The organism is Mesoterricola sp. MK458, from assembly GCF_055384935.1.
Map to the genome: position 1 here is coordinate 2,068,636 of NZ_AP045075.1, position 20,750 is coordinate 2,089,385.

The following is a 20,750-nucleotide window of genomic DNA, read 5'->3' on the forward strand; positions in this document are numbered from 1 at the left end:
GAAGGCGGGAATTAATGCCGCCAAGCCTTCGGGTGAATGTGGCCCCTGCGATCCCCCCTTGGCCTGGGACGGTCCCGGGCTGTCAGGTAACCTTGGAGCCCGAGGCACCCATGCAGACCCGTCCCTTCGGCACCACCGGACTCGCCGTGACCCCCCTGGGCCTGGGCGCCATGCACTTGAACGACGACCGCGTGACCGAAGCCGAGGCCGGGGTCCTCCTGAACGCGGTGCTCGACCTGGGCGTGAACCTGGTGGACACGGCCCGGGGCTACGGCCTTTCCGAAGAACGCATCGGGCGCCACCTGGCCTCCCGGCGCGGGGAGTTCATCCTGTCCACCAAGGTGGGCTACGGCATCCCGGGGTTCGAGGACTGGACCGGGGCGTGCATCCTCGCCGGGGTGGACGCGGCCCTGGCCCGCATGCGCTGCGGCCACCTGGACATCGTGCATCTCCACTCCTGCCCGCTGCCGGTGCTCCAGCGCGGGGACGTCATCGAGGCCCTGGAGGCCTGCGTGCGGGCCGGCAAGGTGCGGGTGGCGGCCTATGCCGGCGACAACGCCGAGCTGGACTTCGCCATCGGGTGCGAGCGCTTCGCCTCGGTGCAGACCTCCGTGAGCGTCTGCGACCAGGTGAACCTCCAAGGCCGCCTGCCCGCCCTAACGGCCGGGGGCATGGGCGTGATCGCCAAGCGCCCCCTCGCGGGGGCCGTGTGGACGCGGGCGTCCCGGCCGGACACCTTCGCGGAAGGACACTACTGGGACCGGTGGCGCGCCCTGGGCCTGGACCGGCTCCCCACAAGCCTGTCTCCCGGGGAGGTGGCCCTTCGCTTCGCCGCCCACGCCCCGGGGGTGGACGCCTGCATCGTGGGAACGGGGAACCTGGAGCACTTCAAGCGGAACCTGGCGATCGTGGAGCAGGGCCCGCTGCCCGGGGACCTGTCCCAAGCCATCCGGGCCGCGTTCCAGGCGAAGGGCCGGGATTGGCCGGGGCTCATCTAGTGGGAAATGGGCTAGGGTAGACAAGGCCCTTTCTCCGCCAACGTTCCCGGAATCCCCATGCACACGACCCTCCACGACCTCCTTCCCAGGGCCCAAGAAGCCGGCGGCGACGAACTGCTCGGGCGCTTCCTGGAGTATGTGGAAGGCCGGCGCCTGGCCCTCTACCCCGCCCAGGAGGCCGCCATCCTCGAACTGTTCGAGGGGAGGAACGTCATCCTCAACACCCCCACGGGCTCGGGCAAGTCGCTGGTGGCCTCGGCGCTGCACTTCAAGGCCCTGGCCGAGGGGCGGCGGTCCGTCTACACCTGCCCCATCAAGGCGCTGGTGAACGAGAAGTGGCTCGCCCTGTGCCGGGAGTTCGGACCCGAGAACGTGGGGCTCAGCACGGGCGACGCCACGGTGAACCGGGACGCGCCCATCCTGTGCTGCACGGCGGAGATTCTGGCCAACATCGCGCTGCGCGAAGGCGGCGAGGCCGACATCAGGGACGTGGTCATGGACGAATTCCACTACTACGCCGACCGGGAACGGGGGGTGGCGTGGCAGGTGCCGCTGCTGACCCTGCCCCAGTGCAGGTTCCTGCTCATGTCCGCCACCCTGGGCGACACGACCTTCTTCGAGGAGGAGCTCACGCGGCGCACGGGGCTGCCCACCACCGCGGTGCGTTCCACGGACCGGCCCGTGCCGCTGGAATTCACCTACGCGGAGTCGCCCCTCTCCCTCACCCTGGAGCGCCTGGTGGAGGAAGGCAAGGCCCCGGTCTACCTCGTGCACTTCACCCAGCTCGAGGCCGCCACCAGCGCCCAGGACTTCACCAGCATCAACCTGTGCACGAAAGAGGAGAAGGCGGCCATCCAGAAGGAGCTGGAAGGCTTCCGGTTCAACAGCCCCTACGGCCCCGACCTCAAGCGCTGGCTGCGCCACGGCATCGGGCTGCACCACGCCGGGCTCCTGCCCAAGTACCGGATCCTGGTGGAGCAGCTTGCCCAGAAGGGGCTGCTGAAGGTGATCTGCGGCACGGACACCCTGGGCGTGGGCATCAACGTGCCCATCCGCACGGTGCTCTTCACCAAGCTGTGCAAGTACGACGGCCAGAAGACGGGCATCCTCAGCGCCCGGGACTTCCACCAGATCTCGGGCCGGGCGGGACGCAAGGGCTTCGACGACGTGGGGTGGGTGGTGGCCCAGGCCCCGGAGCACTGGATCGAGAACATGAAGCTGGCCGCCAAGGCCGCCGCCGGCGGGCGCAAGTTCACCAAGCGCCTGCCCCCCGAGCGCAACTTCACCAACTGGGACAAGCAGACCTTCGAGAGGCTCGTGGTGGCCCAACCCGAGCGCCTGGTGTCGCGCTTCCAGGTGAGCCACGGGATGCTCCTCAACGTCCTGTCCCGCAAGGGCGACGGCTGCGCCGCCATGCGGGGCCTCATCCGGAGCTGCCACGACAACGAACGCGCCCGCGCCGGCCACTTCAGGCGCGCCTGGCAGCTGTTCCGCGCCCTGCTGGACCGCGGCATCGTGGAGTTCACGGGCGAGGGCCACGGCCTGCGGGTGAACGTGGACCTGCAGGACGACTTCTCCATGAACCAGACCCTCAGCCTCTACCTGCTGGACACGATCCCGCTCCTGGATCCCGAGGGCCCCGAGTACGCGCTGGACCTCATCACACTGGTGGAATCCATCCTGGAGAACCCCGAGGTCATCCTCCGCAAGCAGCTGGACCGCCTCAAGGGAAGGCGCGTGGCCGAGATGAAGATGGCCGGCATCGAGTACGAGGAGCGCATGGCCGAGCTGGAGAAGCTCGAGTACCCCAAGCCCCAGCGCGACTTCATCTACGGCACCTTCAACGCCTTCGCGGTCAAGCACCCCTGGGTGGGCGAGGAGAACATCCGCCCCAAGTCCATCGCCCGGGAGATGTTCGAGGACTACCGCTCCTTCTCGGACTACGTGCGGGAGTACGACATCCAGCGCTCCGAGGGCCTCCTCCTGCGCCACCTGAACAGCGTGTTCAAGGTGCTGGCCCAGACCGTGCCCGACGCGGCCAAGACCGAGGAGGTGCGGGAGATGGAGCTCTACCTGGGCGCCATGCTGCGCCAGGTGGACTCCAGCCTGCTGGACGAGTGGGAGAAGATGCGCGACGGCGGCTACCGCCCCGGCGAAGCCCCGGAACTGCGCCCCCCCGGCGCCGAGGAGGCCGCCCTGGACATCACCCGGGACCCCAAGGCCTTCACCGCCGCCGTGCGCAACCGGATCTTCACGTGGCTGCGGAGCCTGGTGGTGGGCGACTGGGAGGAGGCCGCGGCCCTCCTGGCCGGACCGGGAGAGGCCGCGGACGCCGAAGGCGAGCCCTGGACCGCGGACCGCCTCAAGAGCCTGGCCGAAGCCTACCGCATGGACCACCGGGGCCCCCGCCTGGATGCCGAAGGCCGCAACCTGCGCCACACCTACGTCCTCCCCGGCTGGCGCGTCCAGCAGATGCTGGTGGACGAGGCCGGGGACAACGACTGGGTGGCGGAATTCCAGGTGGACCTGGACGCCTCGCGCAAGGCCGGGGAACCGGTGATGACCCTGGAACGCCTGGGTACTTACCGGTAAAAGAAAAAGAGGCTGATTCTAATATCTGAAGGGGGATGGCCAATACCCGATCGATCCGGCCCATGTTGCTTCCAGCCAAGGCCTTACGTCAATGCACGAACCCGTCGCCGCTCGCATACGAAACAGAAAGACCAAACGCTGGGACGCAGAGATCTCGCTGGGGCGCTGGGTGTTCAAATTAATGCATGAACGGCACGCAAGGCTCATCATTTTCTTTTCCCAGCGCCCCTGCGAGCCCTCTGCGCCTCTGCGTTTAGGCTTTTCGCTGGTCCTACCAATCCGCTCCGGACAATCCGTCAAGAGCCCAACCTCCGCCACCAAAATCCCGGTTCACAATCCTTGAACCAGGATTTCAACCCATCTTTTCATTTGTACCTTTTAAAATCCCCCCTCAGTCCCCTTCGAATTCCGTAAGCGAGAACACCTTCTGCCCCAGGGCCTCCAGGCGCCTCCGCCCCCCCAGGTCGGGCAGGTCCACCAGGAAGGCGGTTTCCACCACCACCCCGCCCAGCCTCGCGATGAGGTTCAGCGCGGCCTCGGCGGTGCCGCCGGTGGCGATGAGGTCGTCCACCAGGAGCACCCGCTCCCCGGGGTTGATGGCGTCCACGTGCATCTCGACCCGGTCTGTGCCGTATTCCAGGGCGTAGTCCTCGTGGATGACCGGGCCGGGGAGCTTGCCCTTCTTGCGGATGGGCACGAAGCCGGCCCCCAGGCGGTGGGCGAGGGCGGCGCCCACGATGAAGCCCCGGGACTCGATGCCGGCCACGAGCCGGATCTCCTGGCCCCCGTAGCGCTGGGCCAGGAGGTCGATGGCGCGGCCGAACCCGGCGGGGTCCTTCATCAGGGTCGTCACGTCCCGGAACTGGATGCCCGGCTTGGGGTGGTCCGGAATGGTTCGGATGAGGGATTTGAGGGTCATGGGGAATCCGGGGGAAGTTGAAACGACCATGGTATCCCTGATTCCTTCCTGGCCCACCGCCCATCGGTTCGTGGTTACATGGAAGCTGACCTACCTTGAAAGCAGCTGATGGCCGATCCCAAGCCTCCCACCAAGATCAACACCCGCAGGGCCTGGAAGGAAGCGCGCGAGCTGCTCTACCGCCACCGGAAATCCCTGGCGGTGGGCATGGCGCTGATGGTGGTCAGCCGGCTGGCGGGCCTGGTACTGCCGGCCAGCACGAAATACCTCATCGACGAGGTGATCGGCCGGCACAACAGCCACCTCCTCCTGCCCCTGGCCCTGGCGGCGGGCGCGGCCACCCTGGTGCAGGCCCTGGCGGGCTACGCCAACTCCCAGGTGGTGTCCGTGGCCGCCCAGCGGGCCATCATGGACATGCGCCAGCGGGTGCAGGACCACATCCTGCGCCTTCCCATCCGCTACTTCGACACCACCAAGAGCGGCATCGTCATCGCCCGGGTCATGAACGACGCCGAGGGCATCCGGAACCTGGTGGGCACCGGCCTCATCCAGCTCGCGGGGGGCGTGCTCACGGCCATCCTGGCCCTGGGGGTCCTGTTCTGGCTGAACTGGAGGCTGACCCTGGGCACCCTGGTGTTCCTGGCCGCCTTCGGGGGCGCCATGGCCCTGGCCTTCAACCACCTCAGGCCCCTTTTCCGCAAGCGCAGCGAGCTCACCGCCGACATCACCGGCCGCCTGGGGGAATCCGTGGGCGGCGTGCGGATCCTCAAGGTCTACGTGGCCGAGGAACGGGAATCGAGGATCTTCGCGGAGGGCGCCGAGAAGCTCTTCCGCAACGTGGCCGGCACCATCACCGGCACCAGCGCCATCGCGGCCTTCTCCACCGCCATCATCGGGGTGGTGGGGGTCCTCATCATGGTGGTGGGCGGCAACGCCATCTTCGCCGGGCGCATGACCCTGGGCGACCTGATCATGTACACCTTCTTCGTGGGCCTCCTGGCCGCGCCCGTGGTGCAGATCGCCAACATCGGCACCCAGGTGAGCGAAGCCTTCGCGGGCCTGGACCGCATCCGCGAGACCCTGGACATGCCCACCGAGGACCAGGAGGACCTGGCCCGGGCGCCCCTTCCGGCCATGGACGGGCAGGTGGAGCTGCGCGACGTGTGGTTCGAGTACGAGAAGGACACCCCGGTGCTCAAGGGCATCTCCTTCGTCGCCCCCGCGGGCTCCACCGTGGCCTTCGTGGGCTCCAGCGGCTCGGGCAAGAGCACCATCATCTCGCTCCTCATGGCCTTCAACCACCCCCAGCGGGGCCGGGTGCTGGTGGACGGTCGGGACGTGGACTCGGTGCGGCTGCGGGACTACCGCTCCAAGCTGGGCGTGGTGGTGCAGGACAACTTCCTCTTCGACGGCACGGTGGCCGACAACATCGGCTTCGCCCGGCCCGGCGCGACCCGGGCCGAGATCGAGGCGGTGGGCGCCATCGCCCACGTGGACGAGTTCGTGGGGCGCTTCGAGCACGGCTACGACACCGTCGTGGGCGAGCGTGGGGTCAAGCTCTCCGGGGGCCAGCGCCAGCGGGTGGCCATCGCCCGGGCCATCCTGGCCGATCCCAGGATCCTCATCCTGGACGAGGCCACCTCCAGCCTCGACAGCGAGAGCGAAGCCATGATCCGCGACGGCCTCCGCCGGCTGCGGGCCGGACGCACCACCTTCGTGATCGCCCACCGCCTGAGCACCATCGAGACCGCCGACCTCATCCTCGTGGTGGAAGGGGGCGAGATCGTCGAGCGGGGCGCGCACGCCGAGCTCATGGCCCTGGGAGGGCGCTACCGCCAGCTCCACGACCGCCAGCAGAGCAGCGAGCTGGACCAGTTCATCAATCCGGGCGAGGACTTCACGGTGCCCGGCGTCGCGGGAGCGTAGGCCATGGAACAGCTCGTCCAGATCGTCATCTTCGGGGCCAGCGGAGACCTGGCGGCGCGCAAGCTGGTGCCCGCGCTCCTGGCCATCGCGTCCAAGGGCGCCGCCAACCTCCAGCTGGTGGGCGTCGCCCGCCGGCCCTATTCGGACGCCGAATTCCGCGACGCCCTGGCCGCGCGCCTCGACCCCGGGGAGCGGGGGGCCTTCGAGGCCTTCGCCGGCCGCGTCCACTACGTGCGGGGCGACGCCGCCGACGGCCTGGGGCCCCTGCGCACGCGCCTGGACGAGCTCGCCGGGGGCGCCCCCGCGGGCCGGCTCTTCTACCTCTCCCTGAAGCCCGACCTGTTCGTGCCGGCCATGGAGAACCTGGGCGCCTCCGGGCTGCTCCAGGGCGGGCCGTGGCGCCGGGTGATCGTGGAGAAGCCCTTCGGGCACGACCTGGCCTCGGCCCGGGCCCTGAACCAGACCCTGCACCGGGTGGCGGAGGAATCCCAGATCTACCGCATCGATCATTACCTGGGTAAGGAAACTGTCCAGAACCTCTTCGCCTTCCGGTTCAACAACGCGATCTTCGAGCCCCTGTGGAACCGCCGGCACATCGAGCTCGTCCAGATCACCGTGGCCGAGGAACTGGGGGTGGAGAAGGGCCGGGCCGGCTACTACGACGCCGTGGGCGCCCTGCGGGACATGGTGCAGAACCACATGCTCCAGATCCTCGCCCTGGTGGCCATGGAGCCCCCGTCCTCCCTGGACCCCGAGACCCTGCGCGACCAGAAGGTGGCGGCCCTCAAGGCCCTGCGCTTCCCCCTGGAGGATCCCCCCGTGCGGGCGCGGTACGCCGCCGGCGAGGCGAACGGCCGCTCCGTTCCGGGCTACCTGGACGAGGAAGGCGTGGGCCCGGATTCCACCGCCGAGACCTTCGTGGCCCTGCGCGCGGAGGTGGCCAACTGGCGCTGGGGGGGCGTGCCCTTCCTGCTCCGCCACGGCAAGCGCATGCCCAAGCGCTTCACGGAAGTGAAGGTGCAGTTCCGGGTGCCCCCCATCCAGCTCTTCGACACCTGCGCCCAGCCCCCAGTCGTGGACGGCCTGGCCTGCCAGCTGCGCCCCAACCACCTGACCCTCAGCATCCAGCCCCGGGAGGCCCTGTCCCTGGGCTTCGGGGTCAAGGTGCCCGGGCCCGGCATGATCATGGCGCCCGCCGAGCTGGCCTTCGACTACCGCGACCGCTTCGGCGCGCAGACCGCGCCCGCCTACGAGCGCCTGCTCCTGGACGCCATCAACGGCGACCCGTCCCTCTTCCTGCGGAACGACGAGGTGGAGGCCGCCTGGAGCGCCGTGGACGCCCTCCCGGCCCAGCCCCTCCTGGACTACCCCGCCGGTTCCTGGGGGCCCCCGGAGGCGGACCGCCTTTTCCACGGCTGCGAGGGGGGCTGGTCCCGTGGCTGAGGTGGTCCGCACCGCCACCCCCGCGGCGACGGCCGCGGCCCTCCTGTGCGAGGCCCTCGCCGCCCTGCCCCGGCCGCGCCTGGGGGTTTCGGGCGGCAGCGCCGCGGCGGTGCTGGGCCTGGCCCGCCGGGCCCTGGGGCCCCGGTGGGGCCAGGTGCGCCTCACCTGGGTGGACGAGCGGCGGGTGCCCTTCGCCGACCCCGATTCGAACCGGGGCGAAGCCTACCGCCAGGGCCACCTGGACCCCGCGGACCCCCCGGGGGCCGAACTGCCCCTCTACCTGGACCTGGAAACCGCCCCCGAGGCCTGCCGCCGGGTGGAGGCGGCCCTGGATGCGGATTTCGGCGGGGGCCTGGACGTGCTCCTCCTGGGCCTGGGGGAGGACGGCCATTCGGCCTCGCTCTTTCCCGGCCGCCCCTGGCCCCCGGAGCGGGTCCACGCGGTGGACGGGAGCCCCAAGCCCCCCCCGGGCCGCATGACCCTGGGCCGGGACCTGCTGGCGGAGACCCCCGCGGCCATCCTGGTGGCCTGGGGCCCCGCCAAGGCGCCGGCCCTGCGCCGGCTGCTCCGGGGGGACCCGGCCCTGCCCGCCAGCGGCTTCCGGGGCCTGACCGTCGTGACCGATCTGGAAGGAGACACCCATGCTTAGCGAAATCGGCGTCATCGGACTGGGCGTCATGGGCGCCAACCTGGCCCGGAACCTGGCCAGCCGCGGGTACGCGGTGGCCGGCTACGACCGCGACCCCGCCGCCGGCCGAAGGCTGACGGAGGACCATCCCGAGGCCGCCATCGCGGTGGCCGGGAGCCCCGAGGCCTTCGTGGCCTCCCTGGCCCGCCCCCGGAAGATCCTCCTCATGGTGAACGCCGGCCCGGCGGTGGACGCCGTCCTGGCGCAGCTGGACCCCCTGCTGGAGGCCGGCGACGTGCTGGCCGACGCCGGCAACAGCCATTTCACCGACACCGACCGCCGCATCCGCGCCCCGCGCGCCTGGTCCTTCCTGGGCATGGGCGTCTCCGGCGGGGAGGAGGGCGCCCTGAAGGGCCCGGCCATCATGCCCGGCGGGGACCCCGCGGCCTTCGAGACCCTGCGCCCCTGCCTGGAGGCCATGGCCGCCCGGAGCGCCTCGGGCCCCTGCGTGGCCTACTGCGGCGCGGGCTCCGCGGGCCACTTCGTGAAGATGGTCCACAACGGCATCGAGTACGGGGACATGCAGCTCATCGCGGAGACCGCGTTCCTCCTGCGCCGGGGCCTGGGTCTCAGCGCGCCCGACGCCGCCCAGGTCTTCGAGGACTGGAACCGGGGCGAACTGGACAGCTACCTGGTGGAGATCACCGCCCGCATCCTGCGAACCCCCGATCCCCAGAGCTCCGGCTTCCTGGTGGACGCCATCCTGGACCAGGCGGGCCAGAAGGGCACCGGCGCCTGGACCGTCCTGGCCGCGGCCGAAGCGGGCGTCCCCATCCCCACCATCGCGGCGGCCGTGGAGGCCCGGAGCCTCAGCGCCGACCGGCCGCGCCGGCTCGCGGGGGCCGCCCTCTTCCCCACCGAGCCCGCCGCCCTGCCCTCCCTTCCCCTGGACGACCTGCGGGACGCCCTCTACGCCGCCAAGATCGCCAGCTACACCCAGGGCTTCGACCTGCTGCGCGCCGCCAGCGCCGCCCACGGCTACGGCACGGAACTTTCGGAAATGGCCCGCATCTGGACCGCCGGCTGCATCATCCGCGCGCGGTTCCTGGAGGACGTGCGCGCGGCCTTCCTGCACACCCCCGCCCCCGACCTCCTGGCCTTCGCGCCCCATTTCGCCGAGGAGCTGCGCCGCCGGGAGCCCGCCTGGCGCCGGGTGGTGTCCGCGGCGGTGAGCGCCGGCCTTCCCGTGCCCGGCCTTTCGGCCTCCCTCTCCTGGTTCGACACCCTGTGCACGGCCCGGGGAACCGCATCGCTGATCCAGGCCCAGCGGGACTATTTCGGCGCCCACACCTACGAACGCTTCGACCAGCCGGGCCAGAAAGTCCACACCGTCTGGCCCTGAGCCCTCATCCCGCGCCATCCTGGCCCCACCCTTCCTGGGTCCGGAAACTGTGGAACGTGGCCGCTCCCAGGATCAGGTGGTCGGCCAGCGGCACCCCCAGGGTTTTCCCGGATTCGCGAAGCCGCCGGGTGAGCGCGATGTCCTCGCGGCTTGGGGTCACGCCGCCGCCCGGGTGGTTGTGGTAGGCGATGGCCGTCACCGCGCCGTAGCGCAGGGCTTCCCGGTAGAACTCCCGCGGGGACACCAGGGTGGCGTTGCTCAGCCCCTGGCTCAGGATGCGGTCGGCGATGAGGGCGCCCTGGGAATTCAGGGCCAGGAGGCCGAAGCGCTCCTCCGTCCAGCCCTGGCACCGCGCCAGAAGATACGTCCCCGCCGCCTGGGGCGACAGGAGGCGCAGCGGGTCCTGTCCCCGCCCCGCGCGCCGGGCCAGCTCGAGGCTGGCCCAGAGCTGGCCCGCCTTCGCGGGGCCGATGCCCGGGTACCCGGCCCAGTCCTTCAGCCCAAGCCGCAGGAGCCCCGAGAGGCCCCCGCAGGCGGACAGGATGCGCTGCCCCAGCTCCACCGCGCTCGTTCCGCGAATGCCCGAACCCCAGAGCAGGGCCAGGAGCTCGGCGTCGCCCAGTTCCTCCCCCAGGCCGGCCATGAGCCGCTCGCGGGGGCGCTGGTGGGGGGAGAGGTCGGTGATGCGCATCTCACCCGACCCAGCGCCGGAGGTCCCGGCGCCAGCGCAGAAGGTGCACGTCCCCCCGGCCGGAAAGGCTCAGGCACAGGGCGTCCCGGCCGTCCGTGAGGTACCAGACGCCGGAGGTGGCGGTGCCCCGCGGGGTGACCGTGATGACCGGGTGGGCGGCACCGGTGAGGTGGGCCTTGCGGGGCGGGTCCTTGCCCGCCGGGATGGACACGCCCGCGCGCGGCAGGCCCCACCGCACGCCGCGGGGGAGGCGCACCGGCTCCACGTCGCCGCCCGGGCCCCCCAGGGCCAGCCGCACGTCGCTTCCCCGGGCCCGGGCCAGCAGGAAGGCCTGGTCCAGGGCGCCCCGCAGGTCGGCGGCCAGGAGGGCCAGGGACGGGCCGCGCCGGTCCAGGGCGAGGCTGCCCGCGGCCCCCAGGACGGCGAGCAGGCCCAGGACCAGGACGGCCTCCAGGAGGGTGTGGCCCCGGGCCCTCACGGCGCGTCCGCCGTGCGGATGTGGGCCCGGAGGCGCAGGAAGGCCTTTTCGCCGATGCCCTTGATGTTCATGATCTCCTCGGGCTTGCGGAAGGGGCCGTGGGTCTTCCGGTACTCCAGAATCCGGGCTGCCGTGCGGGCCCCCACCCTGGGCAGCTGCATGAGTTCGGTGGCCGTGGCCGTGTTCAGGTCGACGGGCTCGGCAGGCGCCTTGGGCTTGCCCCCGTGGAGGGGGAGGAGGGCGAGGAAGCAGGAGAGAAGCAGGGCTTTCATGGGGCTCCCGGAAACTGCCCCATGCTGAATCAAACGCCATGCCGGAGGGCATCCGCTGGACCGGAGGATCTTCCCGGCCATCGTCGCTTCAGGCTGTCACCTTCCGCAAACGGCCGCCCCAGGCTCGCCCCGCGCAAATTCCCTGGTGGCGGGGAATGCCCTTGTGTTATCAGGCAACGACACTGAAACTTTCACATGACACTTACCGGGCGCGCCGATAACCGCTATCTTGAATGAATCATTAGGGATGGACCGATGATCAAGAAGGTGGGGAAGCAGCATCTCAGGCTGGGAATGTTCATCCACGACCTCAACTGCGGCTGGATGGACCACTCCTTCCTGCGGAACAGCTTCATGCTGCGCAAGGAGGCCGACCTGGAGAAGATCGCCAAGAGCGGCATCACGGAGGTCTACATCGACACCCAGAAGGGCATCGACGTGCTGGAGGACGTGGACGCGCCCAGCCGTGACGCGGTCGAGCAGATCATCGAGGAGAAGATCCTCAGCTCCCCCGTGGCCACCGCCCCGGGCGCCGAGGTCAAGACCAGCCACCAGGAGGAGCTGGTCTTCGCCAAGCAGATCACGAAGGAGGCCAACAAGGTCATCCATTCCATCCTCGAGGACGTGCGCCTGGGCAAGCGAATCCAGGTGGAGCGGGTGGAGCCGGTGGTCAGCCAGATCACCGATTCCATCCTGCGCAACCCCGGCACCCTGGTGAGCCTGTGCCGCATCCGCGAAGGCGACACCTACACGTTCCAGCACTCCGTGAGCGTGGCCACCCTGCTCATCTCCTTCTGCCGGGCCATGGAACTGCCGCCGGAGATCATCCACGAGGCCGGCGTGGGCGGCATGCTCCACGACATCGGCAAGATGCGGGTGCCCGACCACATCCTCAACAAGCCCGGGAAGCTCACCGACGCCGAGTTCACCATCATGAAGAACCACGTGAACCTGGGCCTCGAGGTGCTGCACAAGACCCCGGGCATCTCCGAGACGGTGTTCCAGATCGCCGGGGAGCACCACGAGAAGTTCTGCGGCACGGGCTACCCCCTGCGCAAGAAGGGCGCCGACATCTCGCTCCTGGGGCGCATGGCGGCCATCGTGGACGTCTACGACGCCATCACCTCCAACCGCGTCTACCACAAGGGCATGGAGCCCCCCCTCGCCCTCAAGAAGATCTACGAGTGGAGCGATCCCACCGCCACCGCCGAGCCCCACATGGACGGGGAGCTGGTCCAGCATTTCATCCACGCCCTGGGCATCTACCCCGTGGGTTCCCTGGTGCAGCTGGAGAGCCGGCGCCTGGCGGTGGTCCTGGAGCAGAGCCAGGAGGGGCTGCTCAGCCCCAAGCTGCGGGTGATGTACGATTGCGTGAAGCGCACCCGGATCGATCCCTTCGACCTGGACCTGGCCGACCCGGAGAACGGCATGGACGCCATCGTGGGCAACGAGGACCCCGACGACTGGAAGGTCAATCCTTACGATTACCTGGATATCCCCAGGGCCTGAGCGGATCCAGCTGACCCAGCCGGATCTGGGCGCCCTGGTGCCCCGCCGCGCCGGCGCGCTGGAACCACGCCTGGGCATCGCCGGAAGGCTCCAGCAGCGCGCCCAGTTCGGCCATGGCCTCCACGTGGCCCGCCTCCGCGGCGCGCCGGAGCCACACCTCCGCGGCCTGGGGATCCCTCGGCCTGCCGCCGGTGCCGGTGAGGAGGCTCATGCCCAGCATGAAGCAGGCCTGCCCCCGGTCCGGATCCGCGGTGGCCAGGGTCTCGACGGTGGCCTCCCACCCCTGGGTGATCTCCTCCTGCGCCCTCGACCCCAGGCGGCTGGCCCGGGCGAAGTGGCTGATCCGCAGCCCCACCCGCTCGGCATCGCGGGCCTTCACGGTCCAGTACACGGCCTTCTCCAGGTCCTCCGGCAGGTCCACCCCGAATTCGTAGGCCCGCGACAGCCATTCCATGGCGGGACGGAAGCCGTCGTTGGCGCTGCGCAGGTACCAGCGCTGGGCGGCCCCCGGGTCCCGGGCGGGACCGATGCCCCAGCGCAGCAGCTCCGCCAGGCGGAAGGCGGCCTCGGCGTGCCCCGCCTCCGCCGCGGCGCGGAAATGCCGGGCCGCCACTTCGCGCCCCGCCTGGCCCATGCCGCCCTCTTCATGGAAGAGGCCCAGCTCGAAATGCGCCTCCGCGTGGCCCAGGCGGGCCGCCTCCTCCAGGAAGGCCAGCGCGTTCCCTCGGCGGGAGGCCGCCAGGCCCCAGCGGTACCACGCCACGTCCCGGGGCCTGCGCACCGCGGCCAGCAGGCGCCGCAGGCCCAGCTCCAGGGGGTCGGCGGCGTCCCCGTCGTCCGCGGGGCCCCGGTTCAGGAGGACAGCCCCCGCCCCGGCCGCGGCCAGGCCGATCCCCAGGAGCGCCAGGACGGTCCGGGGCTCGGGTCCCCGCCCGGCCAGGGCCAGCCCCGCCGGCACACACACCGCCGCCACCGCGAGGCCGATGAGCCAGCGTCCCAGGGGGTCGGGTTTCGGATGAAGCATGGCGGATCCGGTCGGAAAGGGGGTCCTCCTGATGATAAGCCATTGCATGCATTCGAATTGGGCGATTCGAGCCCCGAGACGGGAAGATCCCTGGCGAAGAATCGAAATCAAATTATGTTTTATTAATTCCCCTCGCGTCAGCTTCCACCGCCGGCGCGACCTCGTCCCTATCCCCTCCGGAGCACCCATGCCCTCCTTCCGTCCTCTCCACCTGCTTCTCCTCGGGACCGCCCTGGCGGCGACCTCCGCGCTCTCCGCGGCCAGGGAGGAGCCGATCACGGTCGTCAACCAATCCACCGCGAAGTACGTCATCCTCGTCCAGGGCAATGAAGGCAACACCGGGGAACTGGCCGTTTCCCTAGACGGCAAATCGTCCACGCTGAAGCCCTGGGATTCGAAGGACGTGGAGGTTGGCCCCAGGAAGGTCGCCACCGTCTTCGCCTCGCGCGATGCCGCCGGCAAGCTCATGCACACGTTCTTCATCCGGGACGAAGGGTACAAGCAGGTGAAGGTGCAGGTCGCCTCCCCCAAGGCGGCCGACCCCGTCTCCGTGACCCTGCCTTCCGGAACGAAACTCGTCCTTTCGGGGACCCAGATCGTCATCGGGAGCCCCAGGAATTGACAGTTTCGAGGGGGATCGGCGCGGTCGCAGCCCTCTCCCCGCGGGAACGCGGATAAACGAGAGGACGCCCCCCGGCCGGGGGGCGTCCTCATCCTGACGGCGGCGCAGTCTAGCCGTTCTTCTTGACGAAGGCTTCCATGAACTCCACGAGGGTCTTGACGTTCTCGACGGTGACGGCGTTGTAGGTGGAAACGCGGATGCCGCCCACGTCACGATAGCCCTTGAGGCCGATCATGTTGTTCTTCTTGGCTTCCTTCACGAAGGCGTCGGTGAGCTCCTCGGTGGGGAGGAAGAAGTCGACGTTCATCAGGGAGCGGTCGGCCTTCTCGGTGACGAAGGGCTTGAAGAAGCCCGCGTGCCGGTCGATGCAGCCGTAGAGCAGCTCGCCCTTCTTGCGGTTGTTGGCCTCGATGGCCTTGAGGCCGCCGATGGACTTGTTGTAGGCCAGCACGTTGCGCAGGATGTAGATGCCGAAGGTGGGCGGGGTGTTGTAGAGGCTGTTCTTCTCGGCGTGGAGCTTGTAGCGCAGGTAGCTGGGCAGGTCCTGGGCCTCGGCCTTGGCCAGGAACTCATCGGAGACGATGTGGAGGGTGACGCCCGAGGGTCCGAGGTTCTTCTGGGCGCCGGCGTAGATCATGCCGAACTTCGACACGTCGAAGGGGCGCCACATGATGTCCGAGGACATGTCGCAGACGTAGGGGATCCCGCCGGTCTCGGGGAATTCCTGCCACTGGGTGCCCTCGACGGTGTTGTTCGAGGTGAAGTGCACGTACAGGGAATCCGGGTGGATGTTCAGCTCGGACGCCTTGGGGAGGCGGGCGTAGTTCTCGGCCTTGGTGGACCCGGCCAGGCGCACGCGCTCCTCGCCGCCCACGAGCTTGGCCTCCTTGTAGGCCTTCTCGGCCCAGTTGCCGGTGTTGATGTAGTCGGCCTTGTGGTTCCCGCGCAGGTAGTTGAGGGGGATCATGCCGAAGGAGAGGTGGGCGCCGCCCTGGAGCAGGATGACCTTGTAGTTGGCGGGGATGCCCATGAGCTCACGGGTGAGCGCCAGGGCCTCCTCGTGGACGGCGTCGTATTCCTTGGAGCGGTGGCTGACCTCCATGACCGACATGCCGGTGCCGGCGAAGTCCAGGAGCTCTTCCTTGGCCCGTTCCAGGGCAGGCAGGGGCAGGCCGGCGGGGCCGGCGTAGAAGTTGATCGCGCGGTTGGTCATTTCGATCTCCTAGATCTTGAACGTGGAAAGGGTCTCGACGACGATGTCCCCGATGCGGCCGAGGTTCTCCTTGCTGCTGCCGCCGATGTGCGGGGCCATGAAGACGTTCTTGGCCGTGAGCAGGGGGCAGTCCGCGGGCGGGGGATCGCTGGGCCACACGTCGGTGCCGTAGGCGCGCACCTTGCCGGACTCCAGGGCCTCGGCCAGATCCTTCTCGACCACGACCTTGCCGCGGCCGGTGTTGATGATGATCACGCCGTCCTTCATCTTGGCGATGGTCGCGGCGTTGAACATGCCGCGGGTCTGGTCGGTGAGGGGCGTGTGGAAGCTGAGGAAGTCGGACTGGGCGAGCACCTCGTCCAGGGTCTTCAGCTCGGCGTGGGCGTGGGAGGAGAGGAAGGGATCGTAGGCGATGACCTTCATGCCGAAGCCCGCGGCGCGCTTGGCCACTTCCGTGGCGATGGCGCCGGCGCCGATGAGGCCCAGGGTCTTCTTGAACAGCTCGGTGCGCTTGAGCTCGCTCTTGGGGAACTTGCCCTCCTTCATGGCCATGTGGGCCTCGATGAGGCGGGCCGGGATGGCGACCATGAAGGCCATGGCCATTTCCGCCACGGACACGCTGGACGCGGCCGCGGTGTTCATGACCTTGATGCCCTTGGCCTTGCAGGCCTCCTTGTCGACGTTGTCCAGGCCGACGCCGCCGCGGATTACGAGCTTGAGGTTCGGGGCCTTGGCGAGCAGTTCGGGGTTGACGGTGGTCTTGGAGCGGATCAGGAGGACGTGGGCGCCGCCCAGGTCCGCCATGTCGCTGGAGACGTCACCGATGGCTTCCAGGCGCTTGGGCAGCGTCGCGTCGAACGCGTCCGCGATGAGGATCTTCATGGGGTACCTCCAATGGGAATGGGCATGGTTGGAGGGCCGCGCCGGGCGGCCCCCGTCGTTTCGCTAGTCTTCGTAGAGGCGCACCAGCAGGCCGGAGCGCAGCTTGGGCTCGAACCAGGTGGACTTGGGCGGCATGATCTGGCCGGCGTCGGCCACGTCCATCAGCTGCTCCAGGGACGTGGGGAACATGGAGAAGGCCACGGCCCAGCCGTTGGCCACGCGCCGCTCGAGCTCGTCCATGCCGCGGATGCCGCCGACGAAGTCGATGCGCGTGTCGGTGCGGGGATCCTGGATGCCCAGGACGGGCGCGAGGAGGTTCTCCTGCAGGATGCTCACGTCCAGGCTGCGAACGGGGTCGTCGGCGGGGAACGTGCCGGGCTTGGCGGTGAGGGAATACCACTTCCCGCCCAGGAACATGCCGAAGGAGGTGGGGGCCTTGGGGCTCCGGTCCGCGGTCGGGGCCACGGTGAACCGCTCGCCGACCTTGGCCAGGAACGCCTCGGGGGTCAGCCCGCCCAGGTCCTTGACCACGCGGTTGTAGTCCATGATCTTCAGCTGGTTGTGGGGGAAGACCACGGCCATGAAGCTCTCGAAGTTCTCGTCGCCCGTGGGGTCCTGGGCGGCGGCGCGGCGGGCCTGGCCGTAGCGGATGGCCGCGGCGGTGCGGTGGTGGCCATCGGCGATGTAGAGCGCGGGGATGGCGTCGAAGAGGTGGTTGAGGGTGTAGATGTGGGTCTCGTGGTCGATGAGCCACACCGTGTGCCCGATGCCGTCGGGGGTGACGATGTCGTAGAGGGGTTCAGTGGCGCGGATCTTGTCGACGAGGGAGTCGATGTAGGGCACCGCGCGGTAGGCCAGGAACACCGGCTCGGCGTTGGCGGCCTGCTCCGTGACGTGGCGGGTGCGGTCGTCCTCCTTGTCCTTGCGGGTGTACTCGTGGCGCTTGATCTGGCCGTCCTCGTACTCCTTCACCGAGCACAGGCCCACGAGCCCGGCCTGGACGTGGTCGCCCATGCGCTGCTGGTAGACGTAGAGGCAGGGCTGGGCCTCGTGCACGAGCGTGCCTTCGCTGATCAGGCGCTGGAGGGCCTTCACGCCCTGCGCGTACACCTCGTCGGCGTGGATGTCGGTGGACGCCGGGAGATCGATCTCCGGGCGTCCCACGTGGAGGAACGAGTGGGGGTTGCCGGCGGCCAGGGCCCGCGCCTCGTCGGTGTTCACGACGTCGTACGGCACGGCGGCCACCTGGCCGGCGAGTTCGGGTTTGGGACGGTAGGCCTTGAAGGGCTTCAGCTGGGACATACGATCCTTCCTGGGAGAGAGGGTTGCCAAGGGACTATTAAAGATGATGAGGTATTTTGGCAAAGGAGAGGGGCATAAGAAAGAAATTTCCTAATGTGTGAAAATTTTTTGCCATGCCATCCGGGAGGCCCTAGAGCCTCCGGTGCACCCCTTCACCGAACAGGTCATGGAGGTGGGCCGCGTCGTTGAGCCGCACCACCTGGAGATGATCCACATCGGTTCCCTCAAGCAGGTTAAGGCAGGTGGGGGCCTGGCGGAAGGCCCAGACCCGGCTGAGATCCAGTCCCAGGATGCGGGCCAGCAGCGCGCGGTTGACCCCGTCGTGGGTGACGAGGACGGCCACCTCCTCCGGACCCAGGCCTCGGCAGGCTTCGCACAGGGCGGGCCAGGCCCGGGCCTCCACGTCCCGGAAGCCCTCGCCGCCGGGAGGGGTCGCCAGGTGGGGGGTCTCCCGCCAGGCCCGGCGCAGGTCGGGGTGCGATTCCTGGATCTCGGAGGTGAGCCGCCCTTCCCACGCGCCGTGGGACAGTTCCACCAGCCGGCTGTCCAGGGTCAGCGGCCGTTCCCCCAGGGCCAGCTCCGCGGTCTGCCGGGCCCGCAGGAGGGGGGAGGCCACCGCCCGGGCCACCTCCAGGCCCGCCAGGCGCCGGCCCAGGGCCTGGGCCTGCTCGCGGCCCCGGGGCGAAAGGGGGATGTCGAAGGTCTGGCCCTGGTGCCGGCCTTCCACGTTCCACTGGGTTTCGCCATGGCGGGCGAGGATGATGCGCATGGTCAGGCGTTCCAGTTGTCTTCGTAGAAGGGGTTGCGGGGCAGCTGCTTCTTCACCTTCATGTCCCGGAACAGGGCCAGGTTCATGAGCACCTCCGGCAGGGGCAGGTCGATGCTCGGCTCCACGCGGCAGGTGTAGACGAACTCCACCTGGACCCCGTCCCAGCTCAGGATCTGGTACGCGGCCAGGAGGCCTTCCTCCTGGCCCAGGGCGGCGTGGATCAGTTCCCCTTCCCTCACGTAGAGGTAGCCCGTGGCGTCGGGGCCGCGCACCGTGAAGGTGGCGGTGCGGCGCTCCCAGTTCATGAGCTGCAGGAGGCTGCCGATGCCCACGCCCCGCACCAGGCCGGGGGCGGTGAGGCTGGCCGCGGTGCGGATGGCCTCCATGAGCGTGGAGAGCTTGGGGGGCTTGGGGATCACCTGGAGGGCCCCCAGGTCCAGGGCCTGGTTCTGCAGGGAGGGGTCGGCCACGGAGGTGATGACGATGATGGGCAGGCTCGGGTACCGCTGGGCCAGGGCCGCGATGAGGCCGTAGCCGTCCAGCACGGGCATGTTGAGGTCGGTGACCACCACGTCCACGGGCTGGTCCCGGAGGCGGTCCAGGGCCTCCCGGCCGTTGGCGGCGGACACGAGGGTGAATTCCTGAAGGCCCTTGAGGCCGGCCAGGTAGAACCGCAAGGTGGACTGCTCGTCCTCCACCAGAAGGGCGGTTTTGGCGGGACGGGGACCGGTCGGAGTAATCATCGATGCCAGTCTAGTGGGTTTCGGATTCCTGGCCCTTGGGGATTTTGTGCCGGGGCCGGGGCTCGTCGGCGATGAGGGCCCGGGCCTGGGCGGCGTCGGCGGGGTGGGTGGCCATCCAGGCCACGGCCCAGGCCGGAAGGGCCCCGTCCTCGTAGTCCCGCTCCTTGCGCAGGTGGCTCACCAGGGTCTGGATCATGGCGTCGTGGCGGTCGCTGGGCTTGGGGGGGATGTGGCCCTCGAAGATGGGCAGGGCGAAATAGTCCCGCAGGGTCTTCTCCACAGGCTTGCCCCACACGGCGTAGGTGCGGTCCTCGGGCCCGCCCACGGGCTTGACGTTGATGTTCTCGCCGTAGAGGTAGTAGAAGACCGCCTCGCCGTCGCTCCAGTTGCGCAGCACCTTCAGGGCCCCGCCCACCAGCAGGTCCTGGAGCTCCAGGTCCCGGGGCTTGTCGGTGCGGAAGTCCCAGGGCCCCACGTGGGCGCCGGCGACGCTGGGGTAGCCCACCTCGGTGATCATGACCGGCTTCTCGAACCGCGCGTGGAGCGTGCGGGCCTTGTTGACGATCCACCACCAGGCGTCCCGGATGGCCTCGGGCCGCGGATAGTCCTCGGACTTGTCGATGGGGTCGTAGGTGTTCATGCCGATGACGTCCAGGCAGTCCCCGAAGGTGAAGCTGTCGTGGCTGTCGAAGTTGACGCTGTAGGTGATCTTGCCCTTGTACACCTTGCGCACCTGGGCCACCAGGGCCCGCCACTGGTCCGGGAAGGGGTGGGTGCTGGCCATCTCGGTGCCGACGCTGTACCACTCCACGCCCTCCTCCTGGGCCAGGGCGGCCAGGTGCACGTTGAAGGCGGTGTAGTCGGCCCACCACAGATCCCAGTGGGCCGGGTGGATGTTGCCGCGCCACCAGGTGGCGTTCTCCGCCTCGTCGCGCAGGTTGATGGTGGGGAAGAACATCACCCGGAGCTGGAGGTCCCGGGCCTGGCGGAAGGTGCGGCGCAGCGCGCGCTCCGTGGGGCTGCTGGTGGGGTGGCGCACCACCTCGTCGCTCCGGCCCGTCTCCATGCGGTAGATGGCCTGGAGGCTCACGCAGGTGGCGCCGGTGCCGGCGATGCGCTCGAGTTCCTCCCGGTAGTCGTAGTCCGGCAGGCCCGCGTACATCCCCAGGACAATGCCCCGGGGCTGGGGCACCAGGCGCCGGGCGGACTTGTGGCGGATCAGGGCGACGGTCGCGGGAACCGCGGCGAGGGCCAGCACGGCCAGGATCTTCTTGAACATGCGTTCTCCAACCCTTTCAGCTTAAGTCGCATGGAGAACAATTTCCCGGCTAAACTGG

At 69.4% G+C, this 20,750-nt stretch carries 19 protein-coding genes; 8 read left to right on the forward strand and 11 right to left on the reverse strand.

Going from position 1 to position 20,750, the window contains the following annotated elements; all coding sequences use genetic code 11:
* The first annotated feature begins 110 nt into the window (after positions 1-110).
* Both ACZ5LB_RS09110 and ACZ5LB_RS09115 read left to right on the forward strand, forming a co-directional pair.
* Positions 111-998 carry an aldo/keto reductase gene (locus ACZ5LB_RS09110; RefSeq protein WP_464605878.1) on the forward strand — a complete coding sequence of 296 codons (888 nt, stop codon included), beginning with the start codon at positions 111-113 and terminating at the stop codon, positions 996-998.
* 57 nt (positions 999-1,055) lie between these two features.
* The gene (locus ACZ5LB_RS09115; RefSeq protein ID WP_464605879.1) at positions 1,056-3,590 is read left to right on the forward strand and encodes a DEAD/DEAH box helicase; all 2,535 of its coding nucleotides are present in this window, start codon (positions 1,056-1,058) and stop codon (positions 3,588-3,590) included.
* A 391-nt stretch (positions 3,591-3,981) separates the two neighbouring features.
* On the opposite strand, the gene ACZ5LB_RS09120 is transcribed toward ACZ5LB_RS09115, so the two are convergent.
* Positions 3,982-4,509, reverse strand: coding sequence for an adenine phosphoribosyltransferase (locus tag ACZ5LB_RS09120; RefSeq protein WP_464605880.1), 528 nt, complete (start codon positions 4,507-4,509; stop codon positions 3,982-3,984).
* Between the two features lie 108 nt (positions 4,510-4,617).
* On the opposite strand from ACZ5LB_RS09120, the gene ACZ5LB_RS09125 reads away from it, so the two are divergent.
* Genes ACZ5LB_RS09125 through gndA form a run of 4 tightly spaced genes read left to right on the forward strand, consistent with a single transcriptional unit; the run spans position 4,618 to position 9,908 of the window.
* Positions 4,618-6,435, forward strand: coding sequence for an ABC transporter ATP-binding protein (locus tag ACZ5LB_RS09125; RefSeq protein WP_464605881.1), 1,818 nt, complete (start codon positions 4,618-4,620; stop codon positions 6,433-6,435).
* A gap of 3 nt (positions 6,436-6,438) precedes the next feature.
* Entirely contained in the window at positions 6,439-7,878 is a 1,440-nt protein-coding gene (gene zwf / locus ACZ5LB_RS09130) for a glucose-6-phosphate dehydrogenase (RefSeq protein WP_464605882.1), read from the forward strand.
* Positions 7,871-8,527, forward strand: coding sequence for a 6-phosphogluconolactonase (locus ACZ5LB_RS09135; RefSeq protein WP_464605883.1), 657 nt, complete (start codon positions 7,871-7,873; stop codon positions 8,525-8,527). Before zwf ends, ACZ5LB_RS09135 begins: the two co-directional genes overlap by 8 nt.
* Positions 8,520-9,908, forward strand: a complete 1,389-nt coding sequence (gndA, locus tag ACZ5LB_RS09140) for an NADP-dependent phosphogluconate dehydrogenase (RefSeq protein WP_464605884.1) — start codon at positions 8,520-8,522, stop codon at positions 9,906-9,908. Before ACZ5LB_RS09135 ends, gndA begins: the two co-directional genes overlap by 8 nt.
* A gap of 4 nt (positions 9,909-9,912) precedes the next feature.
* Here gndA and ACZ5LB_RS09145 read toward each other — a convergent pair whose 3' ends face one another.
* From ACZ5LB_RS09145 to ACZ5LB_RS09155, 3 genes are read right to left on the reverse strand one after another with little or no spacing between them, the layout of a single operon-like run.
* Positions 9,913-10,599, reverse strand: coding sequence for a JAB domain-containing protein (locus tag ACZ5LB_RS09145; protein ID WP_464605885.1), 687 nt, complete (start codon positions 10,597-10,599; stop codon positions 9,913-9,915).
* A 1-nt stretch (position 10,600) separates the two neighbouring features.
* Positions 10,601-11,077, reverse strand: a complete 477-nt coding sequence (locus ACZ5LB_RS09150; protein ID WP_464605886.1) for a hypothetical protein — start codon at positions 11,075-11,077, stop codon at positions 10,601-10,603.
* Positions 11,074-11,349: a ComEA family DNA-binding protein gene (locus ACZ5LB_RS09155; RefSeq protein ID WP_464605887.1), complete on the reverse strand. Its 276-nt coding sequence runs from the start codon at positions 11,347-11,349 to the stop codon at positions 11,074-11,076. The genes ACZ5LB_RS09150 and ACZ5LB_RS09155 overlap by 4 nt, the downstream gene beginning before the upstream one ends.
* A 255-nt stretch (positions 11,350-11,604) precedes the next feature.
* Between ACZ5LB_RS09155 and ACZ5LB_RS09160 the strand changes: the two genes are divergently transcribed.
* Positions 11,605-12,858 (forward strand): HD-GYP domain-containing protein, encoded by a 1,254-nt coding sequence (locus ACZ5LB_RS09160; protein WP_464605888.1) that lies wholly within the window; start codon positions 11,605-11,607, stop codon positions 12,856-12,858.
* On the opposite strand, the gene ACZ5LB_RS09165 is transcribed toward ACZ5LB_RS09160, so the two are convergent.
* A complete protein-coding gene (locus ACZ5LB_RS09165) occupies positions 12,821-13,882 on the reverse strand; it encodes a tetratricopeptide repeat protein (RefSeq protein ID WP_464605889.1) in 1,062 nt (353 codons plus the stop codon). The genes ACZ5LB_RS09160 and ACZ5LB_RS09165 overlap by 38 nt on opposite strands.
* A 187-nt stretch (positions 13,883-14,069) precedes the next feature.
* On the opposite strand from ACZ5LB_RS09165, the gene ACZ5LB_RS09170 reads away from it, so the two are divergent.
* Positions 14,070-14,504, forward strand: coding sequence for a hypothetical protein (locus ACZ5LB_RS09170; RefSeq protein ID WP_464605890.1), 435 nt, complete (start codon positions 14,070-14,072; stop codon positions 14,502-14,504).
* Positions 14,505-14,613: 109 nt separating this feature from the next.
* Here ACZ5LB_RS09170 and serC read toward each other — a convergent pair whose 3' ends face one another.
* The 6 genes from serC to ACZ5LB_RS09200 form a co-directional block, all read right to left on the reverse strand.
* Positions 14,614-15,717, reverse strand: coding sequence for a 3-phosphoserine/phosphohydroxythreonine transaminase (gene serC / locus ACZ5LB_RS09175; RefSeq protein ID WP_464605891.1), 1,104 nt, complete (start codon positions 15,715-15,717; stop codon positions 14,614-14,616).
* 9 nt (positions 15,718-15,726) lie between these two features.
* Positions 15,727-16,599, reverse strand: coding sequence for an NAD(P)-dependent oxidoreductase (locus tag ACZ5LB_RS09180; RefSeq protein WP_464605892.1), 873 nt, complete (start codon positions 16,597-16,599; stop codon positions 15,727-15,729).
* Between the two features lie 63 nt (positions 16,600-16,662).
* Positions 16,663-17,901 (reverse strand): DUF1015 domain-containing protein, encoded by a 1,239-nt coding sequence (locus tag ACZ5LB_RS09185; RefSeq protein ID WP_464605893.1) that lies wholly within the window; start codon positions 17,899-17,901, stop codon positions 16,663-16,665.
* A gap of 130 nt (positions 17,902-18,031) precedes the next feature.
* Positions 18,032-18,670, reverse strand: a complete 639-nt coding sequence (locus ACZ5LB_RS09190; protein ID WP_464605894.1) for a histidine phosphatase family protein — start codon at positions 18,668-18,670, stop codon at positions 18,032-18,034.
* Between the two features lie 2 nt (positions 18,671-18,672).
* Positions 18,673-19,413 carry a response regulator gene (locus tag ACZ5LB_RS09195; protein WP_464605895.1) on the reverse strand — a complete coding sequence of 247 codons (741 nt, stop codon included), beginning with the start codon at positions 19,411-19,413 and terminating at the stop codon, positions 18,673-18,675.
* A gap of 10 nt (positions 19,414-19,423) precedes the next feature.
* Positions 19,424-20,692, reverse strand: coding sequence for a glycoside hydrolase family 113 (locus ACZ5LB_RS09200; protein WP_464605896.1), 1,269 nt, complete (start codon positions 20,690-20,692; stop codon positions 19,424-19,426).
* Between the last annotated feature and the right edge of the window lie 58 nt (positions 20,693-20,750).

Coding starts and splice junctions, on each gene's coding strand:
- ACZ5LB_RS09110 (WP_464605878.1), top strand. CDS start 111: ATGCAGACCCGTCCCTTCGGCACCACCGGACTCGCCGTGACCCCCCTG.
- ACZ5LB_RS09115 (WP_464605879.1), top strand. CDS start 1,056: ATGCACACGACCCTCCACGACCTCCTTCCCAGGGCCCAAGAAGCCGGC.
- ACZ5LB_RS09120 (WP_464605880.1), bottom strand. CDS start 4,509: ATGACCCTCAAATCCCTCATCCGAACCATTCCGGACCACCCCAAGCCG.
- ACZ5LB_RS09125 (WP_464605881.1), top strand. CDS start 4,618: ATGGCCGATCCCAAGCCTCCCACCAAGATCAACACCCGCAGGGCCTGG.
- zwf (WP_464605882.1), top strand. CDS start 6,439: ATGGAACAGCTCGTCCAGATCGTCATCTTCGGGGCCAGCGGAGACCTG.
- gndA (WP_464605884.1), top strand. CDS start 8,520: ATGCTTAGCGAAATCGGCGTCATCGGACTGGGCGTCATGGGCGCCAAC.
- ACZ5LB_RS09145 (WP_464605885.1), bottom strand. CDS start 10,599: ATGCGCATCACCGACCTCTCCCCCCACCAGCGCCCCCGCGAGCGGCTC.
- ACZ5LB_RS09155 (WP_464605887.1), bottom strand. CDS start 11,349: ATGAAAGCCCTGCTTCTCTCCTGCTTCCTCGCCCTCCTCCCCCTCCAC.
- ACZ5LB_RS09160 (WP_464605888.1), top strand. CDS start 11,605: ATGATCAAGAAGGTGGGGAAGCAGCATCTCAGGCTGGGAATGTTCATC.
- ACZ5LB_RS09165 (WP_464605889.1), bottom strand. CDS start 13,882: ATGCTTCATCCGAAACCCGACCCCCTGGGACGCTGGCTCATCGGCCTC.
- ACZ5LB_RS09170 (WP_464605890.1), top strand. CDS start 14,070: ATGCCCTCCTTCCGTCCTCTCCACCTGCTTCTCCTCGGGACCGCCCTG.
- serC (WP_464605891.1), bottom strand. CDS start 15,717: ATGACCAACCGCGCGATCAACTTCTACGCCGGCCCCGCCGGCCTGCCC.
- ACZ5LB_RS09180 (WP_464605892.1), bottom strand. CDS start 16,599: ATGAAGATCCTCATCGCGGACGCGTTCGACGCGACGCTGCCCAAGCGC.
- ACZ5LB_RS09185 (WP_464605893.1), bottom strand. CDS start 17,901: ATGTCCCAGCTGAAGCCCTTCAAGGCCTACCGTCCCAAACCCGAACTC.
- ACZ5LB_RS09190 (WP_464605894.1), bottom strand. CDS start 18,670: ATGCGCATCATCCTCGCCCGCCATGGCGAAACCCAGTGGAACGTGGAA.
- ACZ5LB_RS09195 (WP_464605895.1), bottom strand. CDS start 19,413: ATGATTACTCCGACCGGTCCCCGTCCCGCCAAAACCGCCCTTCTGGTG.
- ACZ5LB_RS09200 (WP_464605896.1), bottom strand. CDS start 20,692: ATGTTCAAGAAGATCCTGGCCGTGCTGGCCCTCGCCGCGGTTCCCGCG.